Below are 25,998 nucleotides of genomic sequence, written 5' to 3' on the forward strand. Positions count from 1 at the left end.
CCGTGTGCAGTGGGGGAGGCGGCGGCGCGGAGGGCGCCGCCGCCGGGGGTCAGGAGGCGATGACGACGCGGTGCCCGTCGGGGAAGACGGCCACCTTCCGCCAGGTGTCGCCGGAGCGCTCCCAGCCCTCGTTGACCTGTCCGGCCGGAGGGGTCGGGATGGTCTCGGGGGCGCGGGCGACCGTGGTGTAGCCGGCCGCGCGCTCCACTCGGCCTCGGCCGAGCTCGAACGAGGTCAGGCGTCCGTCGTCGACGATCAGCGAGCCCTCGTCCACTCCCGCGGCGCCGCGCTCGATGAACGGGTTCACGAGGCGCGTCTGCGAGGAGTCGCTGCCCAGCACGATCGCCTTCTGCTGGGGGAAGCGGCCGAGGCTGAGCCCGTAGAAGCCGCCGAGGACGGTGAGGTTGCGCACCTCGAAGTCGGCCCCGCCGTTCGTTAGGCCGACGCCGAGGCAGTTCGCGCCCGAGGTCGGGAAGAAGTTCGGGTTCACGATCATGTGGCTCGTGCCGGCCTCGATCAGCACCTCCCAGCCGTCGCGGGAGCCCTCCGAGCGGAAGTTGATCAGGGTCAGGCCGGAGTTGACCGAGCGCCGGTTCTCGTTGCGGATCGACCGGAGGCCGACCGTGCCGCCGATGGCCTGGCAGTCGAGCAGCGTCATGTTCGTCGGCGCGAGGAGGAAGCCGCCGAGGCCGGGGCTGATCGCCTCGACGTTGGTCATCGAGCCGCCGATGGAGGCCTTGCCCGAGTCCTCCACGCCCCAGCGGCCGGGGGCGACGATCTTGATCTTGTTCCAGGAGTTGGCGTAGGAGTACTCGTCGTCGACGCCCGAGACGAAGGTGGCGCGCTCGCGGAAGATCCCCGACTTGCCGGTCTTCTGGATCCACAGGTTGCGGAACTCGCAGTTGACCAGCGAGCGGAGCGACATGCCGTGGCCGCCGGAGGGCGTGCCCGTCATCTCGAAGTCGGCGAGCACGACGCCGGTCGCCTTGTTGTTGTTGGCGGGACCGGCCGCGTCGCCGGTCTGGCCGGAGACGGTGAAGATGTCGCGGGTCGAGCCCTCGATCTGGATGATCCTCGTCTGGCGCATGCCGGCGCCGACGATCTTCGGCCCGGCGTAGCCGTAGGGCGCGCCGTTCTCGGGCTGCACCGGGTAGCCGCGGTAGTCGACGGCGAGCCCTGTCACCCGGATCTCGCCCGCGGGCAGCGACACCTCGCCGCCCGGAGCGGTCATCGCCTTGTCGATGGCCGCCTGCACGGCGCGGGTGTTGTCGGCGCCGGCCCGGTCGTCCCAGCGGAACTCCTTGTCGAGCGGCGAGATCGGCCCCTCCGTGACGCTCAGGCGCTTCTTCTGCCCGGGGGCGTCGGCCGGAGGAGCTGCGGCGGCCGGAGTGGCGGCGCCGACGGCCCCTGCCGCGCCGGCGAGGGCGGCGGCGCCCCCGGCGAGGAAGAGGCGGCGGGAGTTGTCGGGCCTGCGCGGCTGATCGGGCCCCTGGGGGGCCGTGGTCTGGTTGTCTGGGTCTGCGGGATTCATCATCGTCGACGTTCCGCCCTCTCTCGCCCCGGATGGGCGTACGGCGATCCTTCGTCATCGGTAGCCTGAGGTCAAGACGTAATACCTATTACCAGGATGAAGCGGGGGTGTCCGGGTGGCGCGGATCACGCAGAAGGACATCGCGCGTCTCGCGGGAGTCAGCCAGACGACGGTGTCGTTCGTGCTCAACGACAAGGGCGAGCAGCTCGCCCGGGTCCCGGAGGCGACGCGGGCGCGGATCCTCAAGGCGATCCAGGAGACGGGCTACGTCGCCGACCCCATCGCGCGCCGCCTCAAGCAGGTCGGCACCGGCATGATCGGCGTCTACACCTACGAGAGCCTGTTCCCGCTCGACCGCGAGGACTTCTTCCACCCGTTCCTCGCCGGCATCGAGGAGGAGGCGCAGAACCGCGACATCGACCTCCTCCTGCTGACCAGCGGTCGCGTCGGCGGCCGCCGCGGCGGCCTGAGCGGCGGCACCACCCGGCTGCGCCTGGCCGACTCCTGCATCCTCCTCGGGCAGCGCATGCCCCGCGAGGAGCTCGAGTTCCTGAACGCCAGCGGCTTCTCCTTCGTCAGCATCGGCCGCCGCGACGACGCCGGCGGGCCCGTGCCCTACGTGGCCGCCGACTACGCGTCGATCGTCCGCGAGCTGATCTCCTGCGCGCGCGCTCTCGGCCACACCCGCTTCGCGTACGCCGGCCACGGCGAGGGCGTCGAGTCGTACACCGACCGCATGGCCGGCGCCCGGGCAGAGCTCGGCGACGGCTTCCTCCACCTCGTCCCGGGGCCGGAGGCGTCGGCCCGCGAGTGGATCCGCCGGATCGCCGCCGAGGGCGTCACGGTCGTCCTCGCCGAGCAGGAGGAGCAGTTCGTCCTCCTGCAGGAGGCCGCCGAGGCCGAAGGGGTGCCGGTGCCGGGCGAGCTGTCGCTGGTGTCGCTCTCCGGCTCCGCCGACCGCACCGGGTGGCAGGCCGGCTTCGAGCTGCCCCGGCGCGACATGGGCCGCCGCGCGGTGCAGATCCTGATCGAGGGCGATCCCGCGCGACGGGAGCAGCAGCTCCTGCGCTGCACGCTCGTCGACGGCGCCTCCCTGGCCGCGGCTCCGGCCTGACCGGCCGGGCTCAGCCCGAGTGGTGGCGCCCGATCGGCAGCACCAGCGGCGTCCGCGAGACCGGGTCCTCGATCACGCGCGACTCCATCCCGAACACCGCGCGCACCGTCTCCGGCGTCACCACCTCGGCGGGCGTGCCCGAGGCGTAGAGCGCGCCGTCGCGCACGGCGACGAGGTGGTCGGCGTAGCGGGCGGCGAGGTTCAGGTCGTGCAGCACGATCACGATCGTCGTCCCGCGCGAGCGGTTGAGATCGGTGAGCAGGTCGAGCACCTCGACCTGGTGCGAGACGTCGAGGTAGGTCGTCGGCTCGTCCAGGAGGAGCACGTCGGTCCGCTGGGCGAGAGCCATCGCGATCCACACCCGCTGCCGCTGCCCGCCCGAGAGCTCGTCGACGGGGCGGTCGGCGAGCTCGAGCGTGCCGGTGTCGCGCAGCGCCTCCTCGACGATCGCGTCGTCGTCCGATCCGGAGCCGCGGCCGAACAGGCCCCGGTGCGGGTAGCGGCCGCGGGCGACCAGGTCCGAGACGGCGATCCCCTCCGGAGCGATCGGGGTCTGCGGCAGCAGCCCCACCTGCTGCGCGACCTGGCGCGTCGGGAGCCGGTGGATCGCGCGCCCGTCGAGCAGCACGCTCCCGGAGCGCGGGGTGATCAGCCGCGCCATCGCGCGCAGGAGCGTCGACTTGCCGCAGGCGTTCGCGCCGACGATCACCGTGATCCGGCCGGGCGGCACGGCGAGCGAGAGCCCGTCGACCACGACGCGCTCGTCGTAGGCGAGGGTGACAGCGTCGGCGGAGAGGGTGGGCGGGGCGTCGGTCACAGGGAGCCTCCGGAGCGGTTGCGGCGGGCGAGGAGCCAGAGCAGGAAGGGGGCGCCGAGAGCGCCCGTGACGACGCCGACCGGGAAGCGCGCGCCCGAGAACAGCGCGCCGACGACGTACTGGGCGAGCAGGTCGGCGGCGAGCACCACGACCGCGCCGACCAGGGCGGAGGGGATCAGCAGCGTGCGCGCGCTCGGCAGGATCCGCCGCGCGATCGGCCCCGAGACGAAGGCCACGAACGCGATCGGGCCGGTGGCGGCGGTCGCGACGGCCACGAGACCGACTCCGACCGCGAGCAGGGCCAGTCGGCTGCGCCGCACGTCGAGCCCGAGCGCGGTCGCCGACTCGTCACCGAGCTGCAGCACGCCGAGCCGGCCCGAGAGCAGCAGCGCCAGCGGCACCAGCACGAGCATCGTCAGCGCGAGCGGCGGGACGGAGGGCCAGGCGGCCGAGTTGAGGCTGCCGGTCAGCCAGCGCAGCGATTCCTGGACGTCCTCGAAATCGGCGCGGGTCTGCACGTAGGCGATCACGCTCTGGAACATCGCCGCGACGCCGATCCCGATCAGGATCAGCCGCGCCCCGATCACTCCGCCGCCTTCGGCCAGCCCTGCGATGATCAGGGCCGTCGCGAGCCCGGCCGCGACCGCGATCACCGAGACCGCGCCGCCCGAGAGCCCGAAGAACGCGATCGCGACGACGGCCGCCGCGCTCGCCCCCGAGGTGATGCCGATGATGTCGGGGCTGGCGAGGGCGTTGCGCAGCATCGTCTGGAAGATCACGCCGCCCATCCCGAAGCCGACGCCCACCAGGACGGCGGTGATCGTGCGCGGCAGCCGCAGCGTGCCCACGGTGAAGGAGGCGCCCGGCACGGTCTCGCCGAGGATCACGCGGACGACCTGCGGCACCGAGTAGACGGTGCTGCCGACCGTGAGCGAGACGACGACGAGCGCCAGCGCGAGCACCGCGAGGACCGCGCAGCCGAGGACCGTGCGGCGACGGCGCAGCGAGCGGCCGGCCGCGATGCGGAACGCGGCGGGTGCCTCCGCGGTCCTCACAGCGCCCGCACCTTCGAGCGGCGCACGATCGCGATCAGCACCGGGGCGCCGATCAGCGCGGTCACGATGCCCACCTCGACGTCGCTCGGCCGGGCGACCACGCGGCCGACCACGTCGGCGACGAGCAGCAGCAGGGCGCCGAGCAGAGCGGAGGAGGGCAGCAGCCAGGCGTGCGCGGGGCCGGTGACGCGGCGGGCGAGGTGCGGGACGACCAGGCCGATGAAGCCGATCGGTCCGGCGATCGCGGTCGCGGCGCCGCAGAGCAGCACGGCCGCGAGCCCCGCGACCAGGCGGATGCGCCCCACGCGCCGGCCGAGGCCTGTCGCCAGGTCGTCGCCGAGTGCCAGGGCGTCGAGCCCCCGCGCGCTGGAGAGGGCCAGCACCGCTCCGACCGCGAGGAACGGGAGGACCTGCAGGATGCTCGCGGTCTCGGCGCCGCCGACTCCGCCGACCTGCCAGAAGCGGAAGCGGTTCAGGGTGGTCTCCTGCGTGAGCAGGACGGCGCTGATGAGGGAGGTGAGGGCCGCGGCGGTCGCGGCTCCGGCGAGGGCGAGCTTCAGCGGAGTCGCGCCCTCGCGGCCGAGCGAGGCGACCGCGTAGACGAACGCCCCGGCGGCGGCGGCTCCGAGGAACGCGAGCCAGATGAACTGCGGCAGGCTCGTCGCGCCGACCCCGGCGATCCCGAGCACGACCGCGAGCGAGGCGCCGGAGTTGAGGCCGAGGATGCCCGGATCGGCGAGCGGGTTGCGGGTCAGGCCCTGCATCACGGCTCCGGCGAGCCCGAGTGCCGCGCCGACCAGTATCGCGAGGATCGTCCGCGGCACCCGCCCCTGCACCGCCGCGTCGACGATGGACGCCGCATCGGGCGAGGTCAGCGCCGGCCAGACCTCGCCGAGCGGGATCTCGCGGGAGCCGTACACGAGCGAGAGGACCGACGCGACGGCCAGCGCGACGAGGGCGACCGCCAGCGCGGTCGCCCTCGTCTTCCGGGTGGGTGCGGTGCGGGTCACGACACCTTGTCGGCGGCCGCGGCCAGGCCGGCGGTGTACTCGTCGAGCACCCAAGGGATGCTGAGCAGGTTCGGCGACGAGGTGGCCATGGCGGCGGAGGAGCCGTCCTCCAGCACGTAGACGGAGCCGCGCTCGACGGCGGGGATCTTGGAGAGCAGCGGGTCGGCCTGCAGAGCGGCGAGGGTCGTGTCGTCGCCGTAGACGACGAGCACGTCGGCGTCGAGCTGGTCGGCGTTCTCGGAGCTGATGGTGCCGCTGAACGCCTCCGAGTCGCCGGAGAGCTCGGCGACGCTCGGGGCGACGTCGAGGCCGAGGTCCTCGACGAACTTCACGCGCGCGTCGTTCGGCGTGTAGTAGGTGAAGGTGCTCGCGTCGGTCGGGTCGTACCAGCCGTACATGAACGTGGTGCCCGCGAGCTGCGGGTACGACGCGGTGGTCTGCGTGATGTCGCTCTCGATCTCGCCGACCTTCGCGACGGCCTCGTCCTCGAGGCCCAGCGCGGCTCCGTCGAGCTTCGCGGAGTCCTGCCAGGTGGTGCCCCAGGGCAGGCCCGGGTAGGCGACGGTGGGGGCGATCTGGCTGAGGGTGTCGTAGTCCTGCCGGGTGATGCCGGAGTAGGCCGAGAGGATCACCGTCGGGCTGAGGTCCGAGATCGCCTCGAAGGGCACGCCGTCGGTCTCGTCGAACAGGGTCGGGGTCTCGGCACCGGAGGCGTCGAGCGCCTCCTTCGTCCACACCAGCAGGCCGTCGCCGTCCTCGTCGCCGTAGGAGGCGCGGGTGAAGCCGACCGGGGTCACGCCCAGCGCGAGCGCCACGTCCTGGTTGGTCCAGCTCGTCGCGACGACGCGGTCGGCCGACTCGACGGTGGTGCTGCCGAAGGCGTGGTCGACGGTGACGGGGAAGCCCTCGCTGCTCTCGGCGGCGCTGCTCTCGGACGTGCCCTCGGAGCCGGCGTCGGCTCCTCCCGAGCAGGCGGTGAGCAGCAGCGCGGCGAGGCCGAGCGAGGCGACGGCGGTCAGGCGGAGGGGGGTGCGAGTGGCGGGCACGGCGATCCTTCGAAGGGGGTGGTGGGGGTTGCGAAGGTTAACCTAACCTAACTCGCTGGGTGGAGCCAGTGGCCGGGCGGAACGGGCTGCGCGACCGACGCCGGAAGCGGCGGATCGGGGAGGCGCTGCGCATCCGGGCTTCCGATGCGCAGGGACGGCCCGCCGTCGCCGGGCGGATCAGTGACGGTGCGAGGCGACCAGGCGGCGCAGGTGCTCGCGGGGCGCGTCGACGACCCGGACCGGATCGTCGAGCACGAGGGTCGTGCGCTCGGTCCCGTAGTCGGGCCAGCCCGGGTCGCCGGAGGCGGCGAACGCGGCCCAGCGCGCAGAGACCTCGTCGCTCAGGCGCTGCGGGGCGCCGGGCCCGACCTCGTCGCGGGCCGTGTCGAGGCTGCGGAAGAGGAACGGCAGCTCGAGGGAATGGGTGGCGCCGCGGGTGTCGTCGGCGCGCCAGGCGAACAGGGCGGCGCGCGTCGATCCGGTCGCGGCGGCTCGCGCGTCGAGCAGACGCTGGCTCGGCTGCCGGTAGATCTCGTCGGCGAGGCACGCCTCCAGCGCCTCGGCGTCGGTCGGAGTCCGCTCCAGGTCTGCCGCCAGCGCCCAGCGGTAGGAGCCGGCGCTCCCGCCCGGCAGCAGCGCGCCGAGATGACGATCGAGCTGCGCCCGCAGCTCGGCCGCGTCCGGTGCCCGGAGGTCGACCGCACCCGAACCCTCGTTCACGTTCGTCGTCACGATCAGGTCGACTCCGCTCGACGCCCCCTCCGCGACCGCCGACACCGGATCGCGCGTCAGCAGCCGCCCGTCCAGGCTCGGGCGGAGCACGGCGACCGTGTTCGGACCCGCCGCCGAGCGCTGCGCGAGCAGCCGGTCCTGCGCCTCGATCAGGTGCGGCCACGGCAGGTCGAGGAGCCGTTCCGGCGCCGCGCCCAGCAGCCCCAGCAGCTCCGCGGTCACGTCCTCCCCGTATCGCCGGGAGCCGATCCGCTCCGGGTTCGCGCTCTGCAGCACGGCACGCGAGAAGAGCCCCTCCGCGCGGGGGGCCGCGAGCAGCATCGCCGCCGACGTCGCGCCGGCGGACTGGCCGGCCAGGGTCACCCGCGCGGGATCGCCTCCGAACGCCGCGATCTCGTCGCGGACCCACTCGAGGGCGGCGATCACGTCGTGCAGACCGAGGTTCGCGGAGTCGCGGTACTCCTGGCCGAGGAGGTGGTCGAGGGTGAGGAAGCCGAGCGCGCCGAGCCGGTGGTTCACCGCGACGACGACGGTGCCGGTGCGGGCGGCGAGCCGCGCTCCGTCGCAGAACGGCTCGGCGTTGGAGCCGGCGACGTGCAGACCGCCGTGGATCCAGACGAGCACCGGGCTCCCCGCTGCCGCGTCCGGAGTCCACACGTTCACGGTGAGGCAGCCGCTCTCGCTGCCGCCCGAGGTCTGCGGAGCGCTCGGCCCGCTCCGGACCGCCTCGCGCGATCCGCTCCACGCCTCCACCGGAGGCGCCGGTCGGAACCGCGCGGCGTCGCCCGCGTAGGGGACGCCGAGGAAGGCCCGCGCCACTCCGTCCGGGGTCTCGAGCCTCCGCCCGCGCAGCCGCCCGGAGGAGACGACGGTCCCGGTCATCGCAGGCTCGGCTGCAGCAGCACGGGTCCGTGCCCCGGCGAGAGGGTGCTCTGCAGCACCAGCGAGGAGGCGCCGACGGCGGCTGCGTCGCGCGGATTGCTCGACAGCTCGACGTCGATCGGGTGCGCGCGCCGGGCGAACCGGCGCTCGTCGAGGCGCGCGCGGATCGCGCGGGTGTGGATGGAGCCGGCGATGGCGACTCCCGGGCCGGTGAGGACCAGCTCGTCGAGGTCGAAGAGGTTGGCGAGGATGAGGGCGCCGTCGGCGAGGTGCCCGGCGGCCCGCTCGATCAGAGCGCTGGCCGCGGGGTGCCCGTTGATCGCGGCGAGGCTGAGCACGTCGAAGTCGCGGGCGTGCTCCTCGGGGCGGAAGGCGAGGTCGAGGTCGGCGAAGGCGGTCGGGTCGGCGCGCGCCTCGTCGACGACGACGGTGGGCGCCGCGTAGCGCTCGAGGCAGCCGAGGTTGCCGCAGAAGCACTCCCGGCCGCCGGGGACGATCGTCACGTGGCCGATCTCGACCGCGTTCGAGCTCGCGCCGCGCAGGAGCGCTCCGTCGAGCACGACTCCGGCGCCGATCCCGGTGCCCACGTAGATGCTGCCGAAGGTGCGGTGCCGCGAGACCCCTCGGCTCCAGTACTCGCCGATGCCCGCGGCGGCCGCGTCGTTGTCGAGCAGGATCGGCGCGCCGAGTCCGGCGCCCAGCTCCTCCCGCAGCGGGAAGTCGCGCCAGTGGTGCAGGGTCGGCGGGCCGAGGACCCGGCCCGCGCTCTGGTCGATGGGCCCGGGAGCGACCACCGCGACTCCCGCGATCGAGCGGCGGTCGATGCCCGTGCCGCGCACGAAGTCGTCGTAGGCGGCGACGAGGCGCGCCGTCACCTCCTCGGGAGAGGCGAGGGCGGCGCCGTCGATCTGCTGGCGGGCGATCACGCCTCCGCTCGTGTCGGTGGCGACCAGGGTGATCGACTCGAAGCCGAGCTGCAGGCCGATGGCGATCCGCGCCCGCGCGTTGATCTCGAGGAGCTGGCGCGGCTTGCCGCCGGTGGAGCTCGACCCGGTCTGGCTGATGATGCCGTCGGTGAGGAGCTTCCGCACGATCATCGAGATCGCGGGCTGGGTGAGGCCCGTCGCGGTGGTCAGCTCGACCCGGCTGATCGGTCCGGAGGAGCGGATCAGGTCGACGACGAGGGCGCGGCTGCCGGGTGCCGCCGGTGTCGATTCGCGCCGTGCCATGCCGTCACCTCCCGTTCCGCTCGTCAGCGTACGGGACGGCTCCGGCGCCGATCGGCACCCTACGCTGGAGCGCGACGAAGGGCGGCGGTGATGACGCGGACGAGACCGATAGGCCTGGCGCTGGTGCGGGCGACCGAGATCATGGGCGCCGAGCCGTACTTCCACGAGTTCATCGCGGGCGTCGAACGGGCGGTGCGCCCCTCCGGCTACTCGGTGCTGCTGAACGTGCTGCCCGACGCCGACGCCGAGCTGGCGACCTACCGCCGGTGGAGCGAGGACGGCGAGGTGAGCGGGGTGATCCTGGTCGACCTGGAGAACGAGGATCCGCGGCCGGAGTTCGTGCGGAGCCTCGGCCTGCCCGCCGTCGTCGTCGGCCCCCCGAGCGCGGCGGTCGGCTTCCGCGCGGTGTGGACGGACGACGACAATGCGATGCGCGCGGCCGTCGACTTCCTCGCCGAGCAGGGCCACTCCCTGCTCGGCCACGTCGCCGGACCGGCGGAGCTGCTGCACACGCGCATCCGCCGGCAGACCTTCGCCCAGGAATGCGCGCGGCACGGAGTCGCCGGGCCGACCGCGGGCGGGGACTACTCGCGCGCCTCCGGGGCCCGCGCCCTCGCATCCCTGCTCGACGGCGACGAGCGGCCCACCGCGGTCGTCTTCGACAGCGACCTGATGGCGCTCGGCGGACTCGACGAGGCCCGCGAGCGGGGACTGGCGGTGCCCGGCGAGCTGTCGCTCCTCGCCTGGGACGACTCCGCGCAGTGCCAGCTCAGCGAGCCCCCGCTCTCGGCGGTCTCGCACGACGTGCAGGTGATCGGGATGCTGGCAGGCCGCGAGCTGCTCGCGGGCATCGGTGGTGGCGAGAGCCGGGCGATCAGCAGCCCGGCCGTCGTGATCGTGCCGCGCGGCTCGACGGGCGCACCCGCGGCCTGAGCGCCTGGCGCTCCGGCTCGAGGAGCGGAGTGCGGCCTCCTCGTTCCCGAGCCGCGGTGCGTTCGGTTCGGGCATCCCTGGCTCTCGACTTGTTACATAAATTATTTACTTTTTATATTGACCTGGAGGGGGAGGACAGGGGAGTCTGTCGGAGAACCGGCCGTCGGGCGCGGGGCGTGCAGCCCCTGATCCGAGCGCAGAGCGTCTCGAGCCGGTCGTCCATCCCCGGTCGAAGGAGCCCTGGAACACCCATGACCCGTGCCGCAGCACCGCCCGCCCCGAGGCGCTCCCGCCTCCGCTCGGCCCTCGCCGGCGGAGCGATCGCCGTCGTCGTCGCCTCGACTCTCGTCGCGACCGCCTCCTCCGCCCAGGCCGCCCCTGCCGACTGGACCAGCGCGAACACCGCGTTCGTCCAGCGCGAGGGCACCGCCCTCACCCTCGACGGCGAGCGCTTCCGCGCGAGCGGCACGAACATCTACTGGCTCGGCCTCGACGAGAACGTCGGCGGTGTCGACTACCCGACGTACTTCCGCATCAAGGACGCCCTCGACACGGCCGCGCAGCTCGGGGTCACTGTCGTGCGCTCGCACATGATGACGTCCACGAGCCAGGACGCCGCCGACCCGCTCGCGCTGATGCCGCGGCTCGGCGAGTACAACGAGGAGGCCTTCCGCACCATCGACTTCGCGGTCGCCTACGCGGGGACCCTCGGCATCCGCCTGGTGCTGCCGCTCACCGACCAGTGGGAGTACTACCACGGCGGACACCGCGACTTCACGACTCCGCTGGGCCTGGAGTCGGACGACTTCTACACCGATCCGGCCGCGATCGCCGCCTACCAGGACTACGTCGACCACGTCCTCGACCACACGAACACCATCACCGGGACGCGCTTCGTCGACGACCCGACGATCATGGCGTGGGAGCTGGGCAACGAGCTCGAGGGCATGACCCGCGAGTGGATCGACGCCCAGGTCGCGCACCTGAAGGAGAAGGCCCCGGAGCAGCTCGTCGCCGCCGGCCGCCGCTTCGACATCGACCCCGACACCCTCGCATCGCCGGACCTCGACATCGTCGACGTCCACTACTACCCGCCGACCGCGGAGCGGGTGTCGGCCGACGCGAAGACCGTGACCGACGCGGGCAAGGTCTACATCGCGGGGGAGTACGCCTCCACTGCCGCCTCGGCGACGCTGCTCGACGCGGCCGCCGCCGACTCGAACGTGTCCGGGATGTTCTTCTGGTCGCTGTTCGGGAACAACGACCGCGGCGGCTTCGTGCCCCACGACGACGGCTTCACGCTGCACTACCCCGGGGAGTCGGCCCGCGATCAGGAGAGCGTCGCCGCGATCCAGCGCTACAGCGCCTCCCTCGGCAGCACGCCGGGGCGCATCGAGCTCGGCGCGCCGCTGATCACCGCTCTCGACCAGGTCTTCGGGATCACCGCGGTCTCGTGGCGCGGCTCCGCAGGGGCGGAGGGCTACCTCGTGCAGCGCTCCGTGGACGGCGGCGCCTGGAGCGACGTGACCGACGGAGCCGTGCCGGCCTCCGCCTCGCCTGTCACCGACTACGAGTCGCCGGACGGAGCGCGCTACCGCGTGGTCGCGATCGGCGGGGACGACCGTCCCGGCCCCGCCTCCGACCCGGTCTCCGCGCCGGCTGCCGGCACCGTGCTGGTCGACCCTCTGCAGACCTGGACGCTCGCCTCCGCCCACGAGAACGCCGTGCTCACGCCGACGCCGGCCGGGGGCGTGGTGACCGCCGACGGCGACGCCGGCATCACCTGGCAGCGCGACGGCGTCGCCGCGGCCGAGTTCCTCCTGTCCGACCCCGCCGCCGCCACCGTGTCCACCAGCACGGACGGAGCGACCTGGGCCGAGGCCGCCACCACGATCGACGACGGCGTCCTCCGCGCGGCGGACCTCGACGGCGACGCCGTCCGTCTCTCCTGGAGCGGGTCCGGCACGCTCGAGCGCGCCACGATCACGAGCGCCGCGGCGACGGTGGCGCTCGCCGACCCGCTCGACGACTTCTCGAAGGTCTCGGCCCGCACCGGCAGCCTCTCGCTCGACACCGGCTCGCCCGCGCAGTTCGGCGGCGACGCCTCCCGGGTCAAGCGCGACAGCGCCGATCCGGCGAGCCTCACCTGGAGTCTCGACGACATCAGCGGCGCCGACGTGACGGCCTGGTACTGGCCCGACCAGACGGTGGCGCCGCTCACGATCGAGGGGTCCGCCGACGGCACCGTCTGGACGCCGCTCGCCGTGGACGTCCGCGGCGGGACCGGGAACTGGAAGGAGTACACCTACGCGGTGCGCGGCCTCTCGGACGTGAACCGCCTGCGCGTCTCGTGGCCGCAGGGGGAGGGCGAGGTCTGGACCCCGCAGGTCGGCTCCGTGAACCTGTACTCGCCGAACGCCGCTCCGCTCGGCGCTCCCGGCGTCCCCGCACTCGGGTCGCCCACTGCGGACGCCGACGGGATCACCTCGACCCCGGCGTTCTCGTGGCAGCCTTCCGCCGACGCCGCGTACTACCGCTTCACGCTCTCGACCGCCGACGACCTCACGGACCCGATCGCCGAGCTCACCGGCCTGGGCGGGACGACCGTCCGGCCGGACGTCGACCTCGCCCCCGAGACGCGCTACTCCTGGCGGGTGACCGCCGTGAACGGCGTCGGCTCCACCGCCTCCGAGGTGCGCTCGTTCGAGACCGCCGCCCTGCCCACCGAGCCCGTCGTCGTCGACGACTTCGAGGGCTACGCCGATGACGAGGCCGTTCGCGCCGCCTACGTCCGCAACTCGGGAGGCGGCACCATCGTGCCGACACTGGTCCCGTCGGGCGACGGCAGCGCCGCGCGCTTCGACTACGACCTCGGCACCGCGGGCTACGCGGGCGTCGTCAAGACGTTCGACGCTCCGCAGAACTGGTGGGGCTACTCCGGACTGACGCTCGACGTCGACGCTGCGGCCCCGTTCTCGGTGCAGTTCGTCGCGAACGGCGCCTACTGGGAGGCCTCTGTCACCCCGGCGACGGAGGGGCCGACCGTCGTCCCCTTCTCGGCCTTCGCTCCGCCGTCCTGGGCTCCCGAGGCCGATCTCGACCTCACCTCGGTGACCCAGTACGCCCTCTACGTGAACGGATCGGGAACCGGCAGCCTCGCCGTCGACGACGTGGCGACCGTGGTCGCCGCCGGATCGACGCCCACGACTCCGCCGACCACTCCGCCCACGACGACGCCGACCACTCCGCCCACCGCACCACCGACGACGACGCCCACCGCGCCGCCCACCGCCGGACCCTCGCCCCACCCCCACATGCCGTCGTGGCTGGAGTCGCTGGTCCGCCAGTACCTCCCGACGATCCGGCACTGGTTCCAGGCCCGTCACTGATTTCCGTCCCGCATCCACTGCACTTCCGTCGCACCGCGACGCCCTACCGAGGAGAACACCCGTGCAACGACCCACCAGAACCCGCAGGACCACGCTGATCGGCATCGTCGCCGTCGCCGTCACGTCCTCCCTCGCGCTCGCCGGATGCTCCGGCGGCTCGGCGGGCAACGACTCCGGCGAGCCGGCCGGCGAGATCACCGTGCTGACCAACCGCACCGACCTCGTCGACACGACCTTCGCCGACTACGCGACGACCTTCGAGGGGAAGTACCCCGGGACGACCGTGAAGTTCGAGGCGCTGACCGACTACGAGGGCGACACCAAGATCCGCCTGAACTCGAAGGACTACGGCGACGTGCTGCTCATCCCGAGCTCGAACGTCACCAAGGACGACTACTCCGACTACTTCGAGCCCCTCGGCTCCACCGAGGAGTTGTCGAAGACCTACCGCTTCACCAACGAGGGCTCGTTCGACGGCACCGCCTACGGCGTCTCGACCTTCGGCTCGGCGATGGGCTACGTCTTCAACCGCGACGTCTGGACCGCGGCCGGTGTCACCACTCCGCCGACGACGGAGGAGGAGTACCTCGCCGCGCTCGAGAAGATCAAGGCGAACGGGGTGGTCCCGTACTACACGAACTACAAGGACGGCTGGCCCCTGGCCACCATCGAGGGCAACCTCGGCACGGTGCAGGGCGCCGACGTCCGCACCGAGATGATCGCCGACGACGCCCCGTGGACCGAGGGCAACGACCAGTACAACATCGACGGCCTGCTCTACGACACGGTCGCCCAGGGCCTCAGCGAGGCCGACCCGACCACCACCAACTGGGAGGAGTCGAAGGATCTGCTCGCCAGCGGCGAGATCGGCTCGATGGTGCTCGGCTCCTGGGCCGTCTCGCAGATGCAGGACGCGGCCGAGAAGGCCGGGAAGTCCCGCGACGTCATCGGCTTCTGGCCGATGCCGTGGACCGATGGCGGGACCTTCACCTCGGTGACCGCCTCCGACAAATTCCTCGCGATCAACAAGAACTCCGACAACAAGGCGACGGCGCGCGCCTGGATCGACTGGTTCACGAACGAGTCCGGCTACGCCGAGAGCCAGGGCGCGATCAGCCCCGTGATCAGCGACCCGGCGCCCGACACCCTCTCGGACTTCGACGCGCTCGGCGTGCAGTACCTCGAGCTCGCACCCGACCCGGTCGGCAAGGAGGCGGTCATCAACGACATCGCGAACGAGGCCGAGATCGACCTGTTCGGCAACGCCTACCGCCAGGAGCTGATCGACGCGGCCCGCGGCGCCGGCTCCGGCGACAAGGAGTCCCTCTTCGCCGACCTCAACGAGCGCTGGGCCGCGGCCCGCGCCGACGTCGCGGAGTAGTCCCCGCGGGCGGCCGCACCCCGCGGCCGCCCGCCCCCTCCCCTGACATCCCCCACGACGGAAGGATCGACATGGCGATCACCGACGCCCCGCCCCTCGAGGTCGCGGCGAGCAAGCGGATCCGGCCCGCCCGCCGGCAGCGCCTCACCGGCAGGCGCAGCACACCCTGGCTCTTCCTGGCGGTCCCGCTGGCGTTCCTCGTCGTGCTGACCTACATCCCGGTCGCGAACATGTTCTGGTACAGCGTCACCGACTGGGACGGCCTGGACCCCGACAAGACCTTCGTGGGCCTCGAGAACTACATCGAGATCTTCACGCGGCCCGAGATCTTCCGGGTCTTCTTCGTCAGCCTCTTCTACCTGGCCGGAGCGGTCGCCCAGCTCGGCCTCGCCCTCTTCTTCGCGACGCTGCTCAGCTTCCGCACGCGGTTCCGCAACTTCTTCAAGGGCGTCATCTTCTTCCCCTACCTGATCAACGGCGTCGCGATCGGGCTGATGTTCCTCTACTTCTTCCGCCCCGACGGCACGCTCGACGCGGTCCTCGGCGTCTTCGGCGTGCAGGACACCCCGCAGTGGCTGGGCGACCCCGACGTCGTCAACGTCTCGCTCGCCGCCACCTCGGTCTGGCGCTACATGGGCCTGAACTTCGTCCTCTTCCTCGGCGCCATCCAGTCGGTGCCCGAGGAGCAGTACGAGGCGGCGGACCTGGACGGCGCGACCGCCCTCGACAAGTTCCGCTTCATCATCGTGCCGAGCATCCGCCGGATCCTCGGACTCTCCTTCATCCTCGCGATCGCGGGCGCGCTCTCGGCCTTCGAGATGCCCTACATCATGACCGGCGGTGCGAACGGGTCCGAGACCTTCGTGATCCAGACGGTCGACACCGCCTTCCGCTACTCCAAGGTCGGCCTCGCGTCGGCGATGGCCGTGGTGCTGCTGGCGATCGTGCTGATCATCACGGCCGTGCAGCGGCGCGTGTTCCCCGACGAGAAGGCGAGCCAGGAATGACCAGCACCCAGCAGCGCCCCCCGGCGGTCACCGGGCTGCCGGTGACGCGGCAGGCGGCCGTGAAGGAGCGGCGCACCCGCCGGTCGGCGGGATCCGTCCTCGGCTCGATCGGGAAGTACGGCTCGCTGATCGTCGCCTGCCTCTTCGCTCTCGTGCCGATCGTCACCATCGTCATGCTCGCGTTCAAGACGTCGGCCGAGTACCGCGGCACCGGACCGCTCACCCCGCCCTCGAACTGGTTCAACTTCGAGAACTTCGCGATCGCCTTCACGCAGGGCGGGATGGTGACCGGATTCCTCAACACCGGCATCATCCTGCTGGTGTCGATCGTCGGCACGGTCCTGATCGGCACGATGGCGGCCTACGCGATCGACCGGTTCCGCTTCCGCGGGCGGAGCCTCGTGACCGGGCTCTTCCTGCTCGCGACGCTGGTCCCGTCCGTCACCACGCAGGTGGCGACGTTCCAGGTGATCAACGCGCTCGACCTCTTCAACACCCGGTGGTCGGCGATCCTGCTGTTCACGGGCACCGACATCGTCGCGATCTACATCTTCCTGCAGTTCATGCAGTCGATCCCGGTCTCGCTCGACGAGGCCGCGATGCTCGACGGAGCCAGCCGCTTCACCGTCTACTGGCGGATCGTGCTCCCGCTGCTGAAGCCCGCGATCGCGACAGTCGTGATCATCAAGGGCATCGCAGTCTACAACGAGTTCTACATCCCCTTCCTCTACATGCCCTCTCGCGACCTCGGCGTGATCTCGACCTCCCTCTTCCGCTTCATGGGCCCGTTCGGCGCCCAGTGGGAGGTCATCGCGGCGGGCACGATCCTGGTGATCGTGCCGACCCTCGTCGCCTTCCTCTTCCTCCAGCGCTTCATCTACAACGGACTGACCTCAGGAGCCACGAAGTGACCCACACCATCGACACCGACACCCGGGTGACCGCCGCGACCACCCGCCGCCTGCACGAGGGCTGGAGCGTCCGCGCGACCCGCGGACCCGTCCCCGTCGAGCTCGCCGCCGCCGTCGTCCCCGCGGTCGTTCCCGGCCTGGTGCACACCGACCTGCTCGCCGCGGGTCTGATCCCCGACCCCTATCTCGACCAGAACGAGAAGAAGGTCACCTGGATCGGCGAGACGGACTGGGAGTACTCCTCCTCGTTCGACTGGGCTCCCGACGGCCGCGCCGTGCACGAGCTCGTCTTCGAGGGCCTGGACACGGTGGCCGTCGTCACGCTCAACGGGCACGAGATCGCCCGCACCCGCAACCAGCACCGCACCTACCGGATCCGCGTCGACGAGGTGCTGCGGGAAGGGTCGAACGAGCTGGTCGTCGCCTTCGCCTCGCCCGTCGCCGAGGCCGACCGAGCGAGCCTCGAGATCGGCTATCGGCCCCACACCTACTCCCACCCCTTCAACGCCCTGCGGAAGGCCGCCTGCAACTTCGGCTGGGACTGGGGGCTCGACGCCGCCTCAGCCGGCATCTGGAAGCCGGTGACGCTCCAGGCCTGGAGCGGTGCGCGCCTCGCCTCGGTGCGTCCCGTGGTCACGGTCGACGGGACGACCGGCCGCGTCGAGCTGCACGTGGAGCTCGACCGGGCCTCGGACGCCGAGGTGGAGGTGCGCGCCTCCGTCGCCGGCGTGGAGACCGTGGCGAGCGTCCCCGGTGGCGAGCGCACCGCGGTCCTCCGCCTCGAGGCGGCCGACGTGGCCCTCTGGTGGCCGCGGGGCTTCGGCGGGCAGCCGCTCCACGACCTCGAGGTCGTGCTCCTGCACGATGGCACTGTGATCGACGAGCGCTCCCAGCGGATCGGCTTCCGGACCCTGGAGGTGCAGCTCGACCGCGACGACGAGGGCACCTCGTTCCGCTTCGTCGTCAACGGCGAGCCCGTGTGGATCCGCGGAGCTAACTGGATCCCGGACGACGCCTTCATCACGCGCGTCGACCGCGAGCGCCTCGCCCGCAGGATGGACCAGGCGGAGTCCGCGAACCTGAACCTCCTGCGCATCTGGGGCGGCGGCTACTTCGAGTCCGACGACTTCTACGATCTCTGCGACGAGCGCGGGATCCTCGTCTGGCAGGACTTCCTCTTCGCCTGCGCGGCGTACGCGGAGGAGGAGCCGCTCCGCAGCGAGGTCGAGGCGGAGGTCCGCGACAACGTCACGCGGATCATGCCGCATCCGAGCCTCGCGCTCTGGAACGGCAACAACGAGAACATCTGGGGCTTCGAGGAGTGGGGCTGGGAGAAGCGCCTCCAGGGCCGCACCTGGGGACTGGGCTACTACCTCGACCTCCTCCCGCGCCTGGTCGCCGAGCTCGACCCGGCCCGCTCCTACACGCCCGGCAGCCCCTGGTCGGGCGACCCGCAGATCTTCGCCAACGACCTCGCCCACGGCTCCGTGCACCTCTGGGAGCTGTGGAACCGCGTCGACTACCCCGCCTACCGGGACGCCCACGCCCGGTTCGTCGCCGAGTTCGGCTGGCAGGGTCCGGCGTCGTGGTCGACCATCCAGCGCTCGATCTCGGACTCGCCGCTGACCCCCGAGTCGCCCGGCATGATCCACCACCAGAAGGCGACCGACGGCAACGACAAGCTGACCGACGGTCTCGTCGCGCACCTCCCTCTGCCCGACGACACCGAGGACTGGCACTGGGCGATGTCGCTGAACCAGGCGCTCGCGGTGACGCTCGCGATCGAGCACCAGCGCTCCGAGAGCCCGCGCTGCATGGGATCGATCGTCTGGCAGCTCAACGACTGCTGGCCCGTCACCTCGTGGGCCGCGGTCGACGGCGACGGCACCGCCAAGCCGCTCCTCTACGCGCTCAAGCACGTCTTCGAGGACCGGCTGCTCACCGTGCAGCCGCGCGGGGAGGGCCTCGCCGTGGTCGCCGTCGGCGACTCCCCCGAGGAGTGGGCCGGCGAGTGCGTCGTGCGCCGCCTGGCGTTCGACGGGACGGTGCTGGCGGAGGAGCGGACGGAGCTCGCGGTCGGAGCGCGCTCGACTCGCACTCTGCCGATCGGATCCGACGTCGCGACGCCGGGGGACGCCTCCTCCGAGCTGCTCGTCGTCGACTTCGCCGGGGCGCGCGCGTTCTGGTTCTTCGCCGAGTACCGCGACTCCGCGCTGGAGGCGGCGCGCCTGCGCACGAGCGTCGCTCTCGTCGAGGGCGGAGTGGAGGTGACCGTCACCGCGGAGAACCTCGTGCGCGACGTCACCCTCCTGGTCGACAAGGTCGACCCGTCCGCCGTCGTCGACGACCAGATGGTCACGCTGCTGCCGGGTGAGAGCGTCGTCTTCACGGTGCGCGGCTCCGGTCTCGACGCCGAGGCGCTGGTATCGCCGAGCGTGCTGCGCACAGCGAACCAGCTCGTCGCCGACTGGGCCTGATCCGCGGTGAGCACGCAGCCCGCCCTGGCCGTCGATGTCGGCGGCACGAAGATCGAGACCGCTCTCGTCGACGCCGGGGGCGGGCTCGTGCCCGGCACGCGGCACCGGCGCGCGACCGGCTCCGCCCTGACTCCTGAGGAGTTCGAGCGGGCGCTCGCGGAGTGCGTCGCCGCCTCGACCTCCGGAGCGGACGTCGTCGGCGTCGGCGCCGGATCCGCGGGGCCGATCGACCTCGCCGGCGGCCGGATCCGACCGAAGAACCTTCCGCTGCTCCACGGCGTTCCGCTCCGGGAGTCGCTCGAGCGGCTCGTGCCCGGCCGGCCGGTCGAGCTGCGCCTCGACGGGACCTGCATCGCCCTCGCCGAGCACTGGTACGGCGCCAACCGGGGCGCCGTCTCCTCGGTGAGCCTCGTCGTGTCGACCGGGGTCGGCGGCGGGATCGTCCTCGACGGCCGGGTGCTGGCGGGCCGCTCCGGCAACGCCGGCCACCTGGGCCAGGTGCACGTCGCCGATGCCGACCCCGAGGAGGGGAGCGACGGGACGCTCGAGAGCATCGCCTCAGGACCGAGCACCGTCGCCTGGGCCCGGCGCCGGGGCTTCGTCGGGCGCACGGGGGAGGAGCTCGGGCGCGCGGCCGCGGGTGGTGACGCCGTGGCCCTCGCCGCGGTCCGCCGCTCCGCCGAGGCCGTCGGCACGGCGATCGCGGGAACGGCGACCCTTCTCGACGTGCACGACTTCGCCGTCGGCGGCGGATTCGCGGGCGTGACCGACGACTACCTCGACCTCGTGCTGGCGAGCGCCCGGGAGCACGCGGTCCTGGACTACGCCCGCGATCTCTCCGTCCGCCCGTCCGGGCTCGGCGGGGAGGGGCCGCTGGTCGGCGCGGCCGCCCTGATCCTCCGGTCGACAGCGGCGGGGCGCGAGCCCGCCCTCGTGCCGTGAGCGGCATCTCCTCCGAGCATCCGCTGCGCTCGGCCCTGCGCCCGTCGCGGCACCGCGTCGTCGGGGCGGCGCTCGCCTACGTCGTCAAGGACAGCCCGCTGTGGATCCTGCCGCTCGTCACCGCCGCCGTGGTCGACGCCCTCGTCGACGGCCTGTCGCCGGCGGCGCTCGTCGTGCCGGCCGCGGCGGCCGCGACGACGATCCTCGCCAACATCGGGGCGAACGCGGTCTACGTCCGGCTCTCCTCCTCCGCCGTGCGCTCGCTGGGGCTGCGGCTGCGGGAGGCGCTCGCCGAGCGGCTGCAGAGCCTCTCGCTCGACTACCACTCGCGCGGAAGCGCCTCCATCGCCCAGACGAAGGTGGTTCGGGACGTCGAGAACCTCGAGCTGATGCTGCAGCAGGCCTTCGGGCCGGTGCTGACCGCGCTGGTGGTGCTCGTCGGAGCCGGAGTGGCGACGGGCACGCGGGTGCCGCAGTTCCTGCTGGTGTTCGCGCTGACCGTCCCGCTCGCGGCCGCACTCGTGCTCTGGCTCCGACGGCGCACGGCGGCCGGCAACGAGGCGTTCCGGCGCCACGTCGAGACGATGTCCGGCACCGTCGGCGAGATGTCCGCGCTCCTCGAGGTCACCCGCGCCCACGGCCTCGAGAAGGTCTCGGTGGAGCGGGTGGTGGAGGCCGCCCGCCGCGTCGAGCGGGCCGGCGTCGCCCTCGACCGCCTGAACGGGCGCTTCGGGGCGCTGTCGTGGAGCAGCTACCAGCTCATCACGCTCGGCTCGCTCTTCGGCGCCGCCGTCATCGCGATGACGGGCGTCCTGCCGGTGACGGTCGGCGAGGTCGTGCTGCTGAGCTCCTACTTCGCGCTGCTCACCGGAACGATCACGGCGGCGTTCCAGACGGCTCCGCTGGTCACCCGCGGCCTCGAGTCGCGCCGCTCGATCGCCGAGGTCCTGGCCGACCCGGATGTCGAGCACAACGAGGGGAAGCCGGTCGTCGACGCCCTCGCCGGCGGAGTCGAGCTCGACCGGGTGAGCGTCGACTACGGCGACCGGCGCGTGCTGCACGACGTGTCGCTCCGGATCGCTCCGGGGGAGACCGTGGCCTTCGTCGGCCCCTCCGGCTCGGGGAAGTCGACGCTGACCCGGGTGGTCCTCGGCTTCGTCCGCCCCGTGCAGGGCCGAGTGCTGCTCGACGGCCGCGACATCGCCGCCCTCGACATGCGCACGGCCCGCCGCTTCGTCTCGGTGGTGCCTCAGGAGTCGGTGCTCTTCCGTGGCAGCATCCGCGACAACGTGCTCTACGGGACCGTGGACGCCGACGACCAGCGGCTCGAGGCGGCGCTGCGGGCGGCGAACGCGGAGTTCGTCCTCGAGCTGCCCGACGGCTGGGACACGGTCGTGGGGGAGCGGGGTGCGCTGCTGTCGGGAGGCCAGCGCCAGCGCCTCGCAATCGCGCGGGCCCTGATCCGCGACCCCCGCCTGCTCGTGCTCGACGAGGCGACCGCCGCGCTCGATCCGCGCACCGAGCGCGAGGTCCGGCTCGCCCTCGACCGGCTGCGCGAGGGGCGCACGACGCTGATCGTCGCTCATCGTCTGAGCACCGTCCGCACGGCCGATCGGATCGTGGTGCTCAGCGAGGGGCGGATCGTGGAGCAGGGGACGCACGACGAGCTGCTCGCGACGGGCGGCGCCTACGCCGCGCTGCACGCGACGGCCTGAGCGGACCGCGGATCGATCGCGGGTGCGGCCGAGCGGGAGCCTCGTTAGCGTGGAGGTCCGCGCCGATCGCCGGCGCCGAGGGGAGCCGCATGGACCAGACCGCCGAGATCGATGCCCGGGCCGACGCCCTGCGCGCCGACCCCGAGAGCTTCGCCGCGATGGACGCGCTCTGGCGCAGCGTCTACGCCCTGCCGATGTGGTGCTTCATCGCCCGGGGCCCGGACGACGCGCCCACCCCCTTCGTCGGCGGCCTGGAGTCGGGGCCGATGGTCTTCGCGTTCACCACGGGGGAGCGCACCCGCGCCGGGGCGCTGCACGCCGGCCTCTCCGACGAGGACGCGTCGCGCGTGCTGAAGGTGCCGATGCCGGCCGCGCTCGAGTGGATCGCGGCGATGGGCGCCTCCGGAGTCGCGGGCGTCGTGTTCGACCTGCCCCGGTTCGGGTACTTCGCGCCCCTGCAGAACCTGCTGCCGATGCGCGACTTCATGGCGGCGAACCCGCCGGCCTGAGTCCCGGCCCGACGGAGCCGGGCGCACCGGCCTCGGTCTCAGTAACCGGCGTCGGCGGCGCCCGCGTCGAGCGCCGCCGCGGTGCCGAGCGCGATCAGCGACTGGTCCGTCGCGACGGCGACCCTCGGGAAGCCGAGCGCCCGCAGCAGCCGGGCGCGCTCCCGGTCGCCCGCGTACGCCCCCGCGCCTTTGCCCGCGCGTCGGGCCGCCGCGGCGATCCTCGGCAGCGGGTCGTCGGGTCCGTCGGCGGCGAGCAGGTCGGCCAGGTCCCGTCCGAGGCCGATCGCGAGGTCGAACGGGCCGACGAAGACTCCGCTCACTCCCGGCACCGCGAGGATCCGCTCGACGGCGTCGAGGCCGGCCCGCGTCTCGATCATGACCCAGAGCGCGGTGCGCGCCTCGGCGGCCGACGGCGGCGCGGCGCCCCAGAGGTCGGTCATCGGTCCCCAGCTGCGGCGGCCGAGCGGCGGGTAGTGCGCGGCGCGGACGGCCGCGAGCGCCTCGTCGACCGTCTCGATCATCGGGACGACGACGATGTCCGCGCCGGCGTCGAGCGCCCGGCCGATCAGGGCGTCGGAGAGCCCGGCGACCCGGACGCCGACGGGCGGCCTCCCGCTCACGGCGTCGAGCGCGCGCAGGGCGGCGAGGACCGCGGCGTCGTCGAACGCGCCGTGCTGCGCGTCCAGGCACAGCCAGGCGGGTCCGCCGCGCGCGATCTCCGCGACCGTCAGCGGCTCCCCGAGCCGGCACCACACCCCGTCGGCCCGACCGTCACCGAGAACCCGTTCCGCATCCACGGGTCCGATCCTGGCGCACGGAGCGCCGCCTAGGCGAGGATCGCCAGCGCCGTCGACAGGATCCCGAGGACGACGCCCGCCCCGAGCAGGATCAGGCCGGTCAGGCGCAGCGCCCGCACCGCGTCGCTCCACCGGTGCAGGCGGATGCGCTCCGGATCCTCCTCGCGGTAGTACACCTCGCGCTGGTCCGACCGCGCCGGCGTCAGCGGGTCTCCGGGTGACAGCGGACGCGAGCGGACCTCGCCCGCCCGGGTCACCCAGTGCAGTGCGAGGGGCGGACCCTCCTCGAGGTAGGCGGTCGTCGTCAGCCAGCGTCCGTCGATCAGCGCCGCGACGAACGCGGCGAGCAGGAACAGCACTCCGAGAGGAAGGGTGATCAGCGAGAGCGCCTCGGAGATCGTCTCCAGCATGCAGCGTCCCTCCGACCGGATCAGGTGCTGAGCGTACCGAGTCGGCGGCGGACGCGTCCGCAGCGGGACGCGCCCGGCCGCCGAGCCCGCGAACCTCAGCCCCAGGCGACCTCGAGGTCGACGACGAAGGTCACTCCGAAGCGGTCGCGCAGCATCCCGTAGAGGGGCGACCAGGCCGCCGGGGCCAGGGGCGCGACGACCACCGCCCCCTCCGAGAGCGCGTCCCAGAGGCGGTGCAGCTCGTCGGCGTCGGAGCCGCGCAGCGACACGAACACCGGGATCGTGCCCGGGTCGTAGGCGGTGTGCGCGGGGACGTCGTAGGCCATGACGCGGAAGCCGGCCTCGGAGACGACCTGGCCCCACATCAGCTGGTCGGCCTCGTCGGGCGCGGTGACGGCGTTCGCGTCCGCGTAGGTCATCGCGTCGAGCCGGCCGCCCGTGACCGAGGCGTAGAACTCCAGCGCCTCGCGGGCCTGTCCGCGGAAGTTGAGGTGGGTCGTGGTGGTGATGCTCATGGTGCGCTCCTCGCAGTCGTACCGGGTCGATCACCCGGTGCCCCGACGCTCCCAGGAGAAGAGGACGGTTCCGGTCCTCTTCTCGGAATACGCTCGGGACGTGCCCACGACGACCGAGCGGCTCCTCCTGCTCCTCTCCCTCCTGCAGACCCGCCGCGACTGGCCGGGCGGAGTGCTCGCCGAGCGTCTGGGGATCGCGCCGCGGACGGTGAGGCGCGACGTCGACCGGCTCCGCACGATGGGCTACCGGATCGACGCGGCGAAGGGCCCCGACGGCGGGTACCGGCTCGAGGCCGGCGCCGAGCTCCCGCCGCTGCTCTTCGACGACGAGCAGGTGCTCGCCCTCACCGCCGCCCTGCGCGCGCCGGTCGCGGGGCTCGAGGAGGCGTCCGCCCGTGCGCTGGCGACGGTGCGGCAGGTCCTGCCCGCCCGGCTCCGGCCCCGAGCGGATGTGCTGCGCTTCACGGTCGCGGCCGCGCCGGCTCCCGCGGTCCCTCCGGAGCGGCTGGTCGCGGTCGCGGCGGCTGTCCGGGCCTGCGAGGTGCTGCGCTTCGAGTACGCGGAGGCGGTGCGCCGCATCGAGCCGCACCACCTGGTCGCGCGCCAGGGCCGCTGGTACCTCATCGGCTTCGACCTCGACCGCGACGACTGGCGGGTGTTCCGGGTGGACCGGCTCGAGCCGCGCTCGCCGCGCGGAGCCCGCTTCCGCCGCCGGGCGCTGCCGGGCGGGAGCCCCGCCGGGTTCCTGGAGGCGCGGTTCCGCGGCGGAGCGCCCGGGGAGGGCTGGCCGTGCCGCGGCTCGGTGGTGCTGGACGCGCCCGCCGCAGAGGTCCTGCCCTACGCCGGCGACGGCGAGGTGGAGGACCTCGGCGATGCGGGCTGCCGACTCGCCCTCGGCGCCTGGTCGTGGGCGGCGCTCGCCGCGTCGTTCGGCCGGTTCGACGCTCCGATGGCCGAGGCCGAGCCGCCCGAGCTGGCCGCCGCGTTCCGCGTGCTGGCGGAGCGGTGCACCGCGGCGGGAGCCTGACCGGAGTGCGCCGGTCGTCCGGCGCCGCTCCTTCACGGCGGCGGGGGCGCCCTGTAGCGGACATGTCCTCTAGAGGGCGAGCCCGGCCCCGCGAGGGCGGAGCCTGGCCCCTCGGGGCGCGTGGCGGAAGGGCTTGCCCGGATCCGTGGCGGGGGATTGGCTGGAGGGCAGGAGAGAGAGGTGTCACCATGACGCAGACCTTCCCCGCCTGGTTGCGGGATCAGCAGAAGAGGGACGACGAGGTCGGCCTGTTCGCGCAGGCCTTCGGCGGTCGCGACGACCTGCCCGAGCACGGCGGCCGCGCGATCTACGACGGCTACTTCGCCAGGGAGCCCGAGTCGGCGCAAGCCGATCTGGACCGCGCCTGGATGGAGTTCGAGGCGCACGTCCAGCCGTCCGCCACGTCCGACGAGCCGGAGGGACTCCGATGAGCGACCAGACCCCGAGCCCCGTCGAGGACCCGGACGACCAGGCCGACAAGCCCTCGCAGGCCGAGGGCGAGGACGAGCGCGACACCCCGCACGAGGTCCTGCCCGCCGAGGGCAGGCCCTCCAAGGCCGAGGGCTGAG

The 25,998-nt window shown here is 73.0% G+C and carries 23 protein-coding genes; 13 read left to right on the top strand and 10 right to left on the bottom strand.

Features of this window, described 5'->3' with window-relative positions; genetic code table 11:
- Window positions 1-49 precede the first annotated feature (49 nt).
- A complete protein-coding gene (locus GSU45_RS01680; RefSeq protein ID WP_159912168.1) occupies window positions 50-1,531 on the bottom strand; it encodes a hypothetical protein in 1,482 nt (493 codons plus the stop codon).
- A 115-nt stretch (window positions 1,532-1,646) separates the two neighbouring features.
- Here GSU45_RS01680 and GSU45_RS01685 point away from each other — a divergent pair, with 115 nt between their 5' ends.
- On the top strand, window positions 1,647-2,645 hold the full coding sequence (locus GSU45_RS01685; RefSeq protein WP_159912170.1) for a LacI family DNA-binding transcriptional regulator: 999 nt from the start codon (window positions 1,647-1,649) through the stop codon (window positions 2,643-2,645).
- Between the two features lie 10 nt (window positions 2,646-2,655).
- On the opposite strand, the gene GSU45_RS01690 is transcribed toward GSU45_RS01685, so the two are convergent.
- The 6 genes from GSU45_RS01690 to GSU45_RS01715 form a co-directional block, all read right to left on the bottom strand.
- A complete protein-coding gene (locus GSU45_RS01690) occupies window positions 2,656-3,462 on the bottom strand; it encodes an ABC transporter ATP-binding protein (protein WP_104297731.1) in 807 nt (268 codons plus the stop codon).
- On the bottom strand, window positions 3,459-4,517 hold the full coding sequence (locus GSU45_RS01695; RefSeq protein ID WP_159912172.1) for an iron chelate uptake ABC transporter family permease subunit: 1,059 nt from the start codon (window positions 4,515-4,517) through the stop codon (window positions 3,459-3,461). Before GSU45_RS01695 ends, GSU45_RS01690 begins: the two co-directional genes overlap by 4 nt.
- Window positions 4,514-5,527 (bottom strand): iron ABC transporter permease, encoded by a 1,014-nt coding sequence (locus GSU45_RS01700; RefSeq protein ID WP_159912174.1) that lies wholly within the window; start codon window positions 5,525-5,527, stop codon window positions 4,514-4,516. Before GSU45_RS01700 ends, GSU45_RS01695 begins: the two co-directional genes overlap by 4 nt.
- A complete protein-coding gene (locus GSU45_RS01705; protein WP_181027213.1) occupies window positions 5,524-6,573 on the bottom strand; it encodes an iron-siderophore ABC transporter substrate-binding protein in 1,050 nt (349 codons plus the stop codon). The genes GSU45_RS01700 and GSU45_RS01705 overlap by 4 nt, the downstream gene beginning before the upstream one ends.
- Before the next feature lie 177 nt (window positions 6,574-6,750).
- Entirely contained in the window at window positions 6,751-8,187 is a 1,437-nt protein-coding gene (locus GSU45_RS01710; protein ID WP_159912176.1) for a carboxylesterase family protein, read from the bottom strand.
- Window positions 8,184-9,416 carry an ROK family protein gene (locus GSU45_RS01715; protein WP_159912178.1) on the bottom strand — a complete coding sequence of 411 codons (1,233 nt, stop codon included), beginning with the start codon at window positions 9,414-9,416 and terminating at the stop codon, window positions 8,184-8,186. Before GSU45_RS01715 ends, GSU45_RS01710 begins: the two co-directional genes overlap by 4 nt.
- A 90-nt stretch (window positions 9,417-9,506) precedes the next feature.
- On the opposite strand from GSU45_RS01715, the gene GSU45_RS01720 reads away from it, so the two are divergent.
- The 9 genes from GSU45_RS01720 (at window position 9,507) to GSU45_RS01760 (ending at window position 22,680) form a co-directional block, all read left to right on the top strand.
- Window positions 9,507-10,349: a substrate-binding domain-containing protein gene (locus GSU45_RS01720; protein ID WP_208543476.1), complete on the top strand. Its 843-nt coding sequence runs from the start codon at window positions 9,507-9,509 to the stop codon at window positions 10,347-10,349.
- A 251-nt stretch (window positions 10,350-10,600) separates the two neighbouring features.
- On the top strand, window positions 10,601-13,738 hold the full coding sequence (locus GSU45_RS01725) for a carbohydrate binding domain-containing protein (protein WP_159912180.1): 3,138 nt from the start codon (window positions 10,601-10,603) through the stop codon (window positions 13,736-13,738).
- Between the two features lie 61 nt (window positions 13,739-13,799).
- Window positions 13,800-15,119: an ABC transporter substrate-binding protein gene (locus tag GSU45_RS01730; protein WP_159912182.1), complete on the top strand. Its 1,320-nt coding sequence runs from the start codon at window positions 13,800-13,802 to the stop codon at window positions 15,117-15,119.
- Window positions 15,120-15,190: 71 nt separating this feature from the next.
- Window positions 15,191-16,126 (top strand): sugar ABC transporter permease, encoded by a 936-nt coding sequence (locus GSU45_RS01735; protein WP_159912184.1) that lies wholly within the window; start codon window positions 15,191-15,193, stop codon window positions 16,124-16,126.
- Window positions 16,123-17,037: a carbohydrate ABC transporter permease gene (locus tag GSU45_RS01740; RefSeq protein ID WP_159912186.1), complete on the top strand. Its 915-nt coding sequence runs from the start codon at window positions 16,123-16,125 to the stop codon at window positions 17,035-17,037. The genes GSU45_RS01735 and GSU45_RS01740 overlap by 4 nt, the downstream gene beginning before the upstream one ends.
- Window positions 17,034-19,514, top strand: a complete 2,481-nt coding sequence (locus tag GSU45_RS01745) for a glycoside hydrolase family 2 protein (RefSeq protein WP_244248177.1) — start codon at window positions 17,034-17,036, stop codon at window positions 19,512-19,514. The genes GSU45_RS01740 and GSU45_RS01745 overlap by 4 nt, the downstream gene beginning before the upstream one ends.
- A gap of 6 nt (window positions 19,515-19,520) precedes the next feature.
- On the top strand, window positions 19,521-20,456 hold the full coding sequence (locus tag GSU45_RS01750; RefSeq protein ID WP_159912188.1) for an ROK family protein: 936 nt from the start codon (window positions 19,521-19,523) through the stop codon (window positions 20,454-20,456).
- Entirely contained in the window at window positions 20,453-22,171 is a 1,719-nt protein-coding gene (locus GSU45_RS01755; RefSeq protein WP_159912190.1) for an ABC transporter ATP-binding protein, read from the top strand. The genes GSU45_RS01750 and GSU45_RS01755 overlap by 4 nt, the downstream gene beginning before the upstream one ends.
- 89 nt (window positions 22,172-22,260) lie before the next feature.
- Entirely contained in the window at window positions 22,261-22,680 is a 420-nt protein-coding gene (locus tag GSU45_RS01760; protein ID WP_159912192.1) for a hypothetical protein, read from the top strand.
- Window positions 22,681-22,718: 38 nt separating this feature from the next.
- Here the strand turns inward: GSU45_RS01760 and GSU45_RS01765 are convergent, their stop codons facing one another.
- From GSU45_RS01765 to GSU45_RS01775, 3 genes are all read right to left on the bottom strand, one after another.
- Entirely contained in the window at window positions 22,719-23,477 is a 759-nt protein-coding gene (locus GSU45_RS01765) for an aldolase/citrate lyase family protein (protein ID WP_159912194.1), read from the bottom strand.
- Between the two features lie 29 nt (window positions 23,478-23,506).
- Window positions 23,507-23,887 (bottom strand): hypothetical protein, encoded by a 381-nt coding sequence (locus tag GSU45_RS01770; RefSeq protein WP_159912196.1) that lies wholly within the window; start codon window positions 23,885-23,887, stop codon window positions 23,507-23,509.
- A 95-nt stretch (window positions 23,888-23,982) separates the two neighbouring features.
- Entirely contained in the window at window positions 23,983-24,402 is a 420-nt protein-coding gene (locus tag GSU45_RS01775; protein WP_159912198.1) for a VOC family protein, read from the bottom strand.
- A gap of 100 nt (window positions 24,403-24,502) precedes the next feature.
- Here GSU45_RS01775 and GSU45_RS01780 point away from each other — a divergent pair, with 100 nt between their 5' ends.
- The 3 genes from GSU45_RS01780 (at window position 24,503) to GSU45_RS01790 (ending at window position 25,997) form a co-directional block, all read left to right on the top strand.
- Window positions 24,503-25,429: a WYL domain-containing protein gene (locus tag GSU45_RS01780; protein WP_244248178.1), complete on the top strand. Its 927-nt coding sequence runs from the start codon at window positions 24,503-24,505 to the stop codon at window positions 25,427-25,429.
- A 188-nt stretch (window positions 25,430-25,617) separates the two neighbouring features.
- Window positions 25,618-25,860 carry a hypothetical protein gene (locus GSU45_RS01785; protein ID WP_159912200.1) on the top strand — a complete coding sequence of 81 codons (243 nt, stop codon included), beginning with the start codon at window positions 25,618-25,620 and terminating at the stop codon, window positions 25,858-25,860.
- Window positions 25,857-25,997: a hypothetical protein gene (locus GSU45_RS01790; RefSeq protein ID WP_159912202.1), complete on the top strand. Its 141-nt coding sequence runs from the start codon at window positions 25,857-25,859 to the stop codon at window positions 25,995-25,997. Before GSU45_RS01785 ends, GSU45_RS01790 begins: the two co-directional genes overlap by 4 nt.
- Window position 25,998: the final 1 nt, after the last annotated feature.

It is taken from the genome of Rathayibacter sp. VKM Ac-2801 (assembly GCF_009834245.1).
Lineage (GTDB): Bacteria > Actinomycetota > Actinomycetes > Actinomycetales > Microbacteriaceae > Rathayibacter.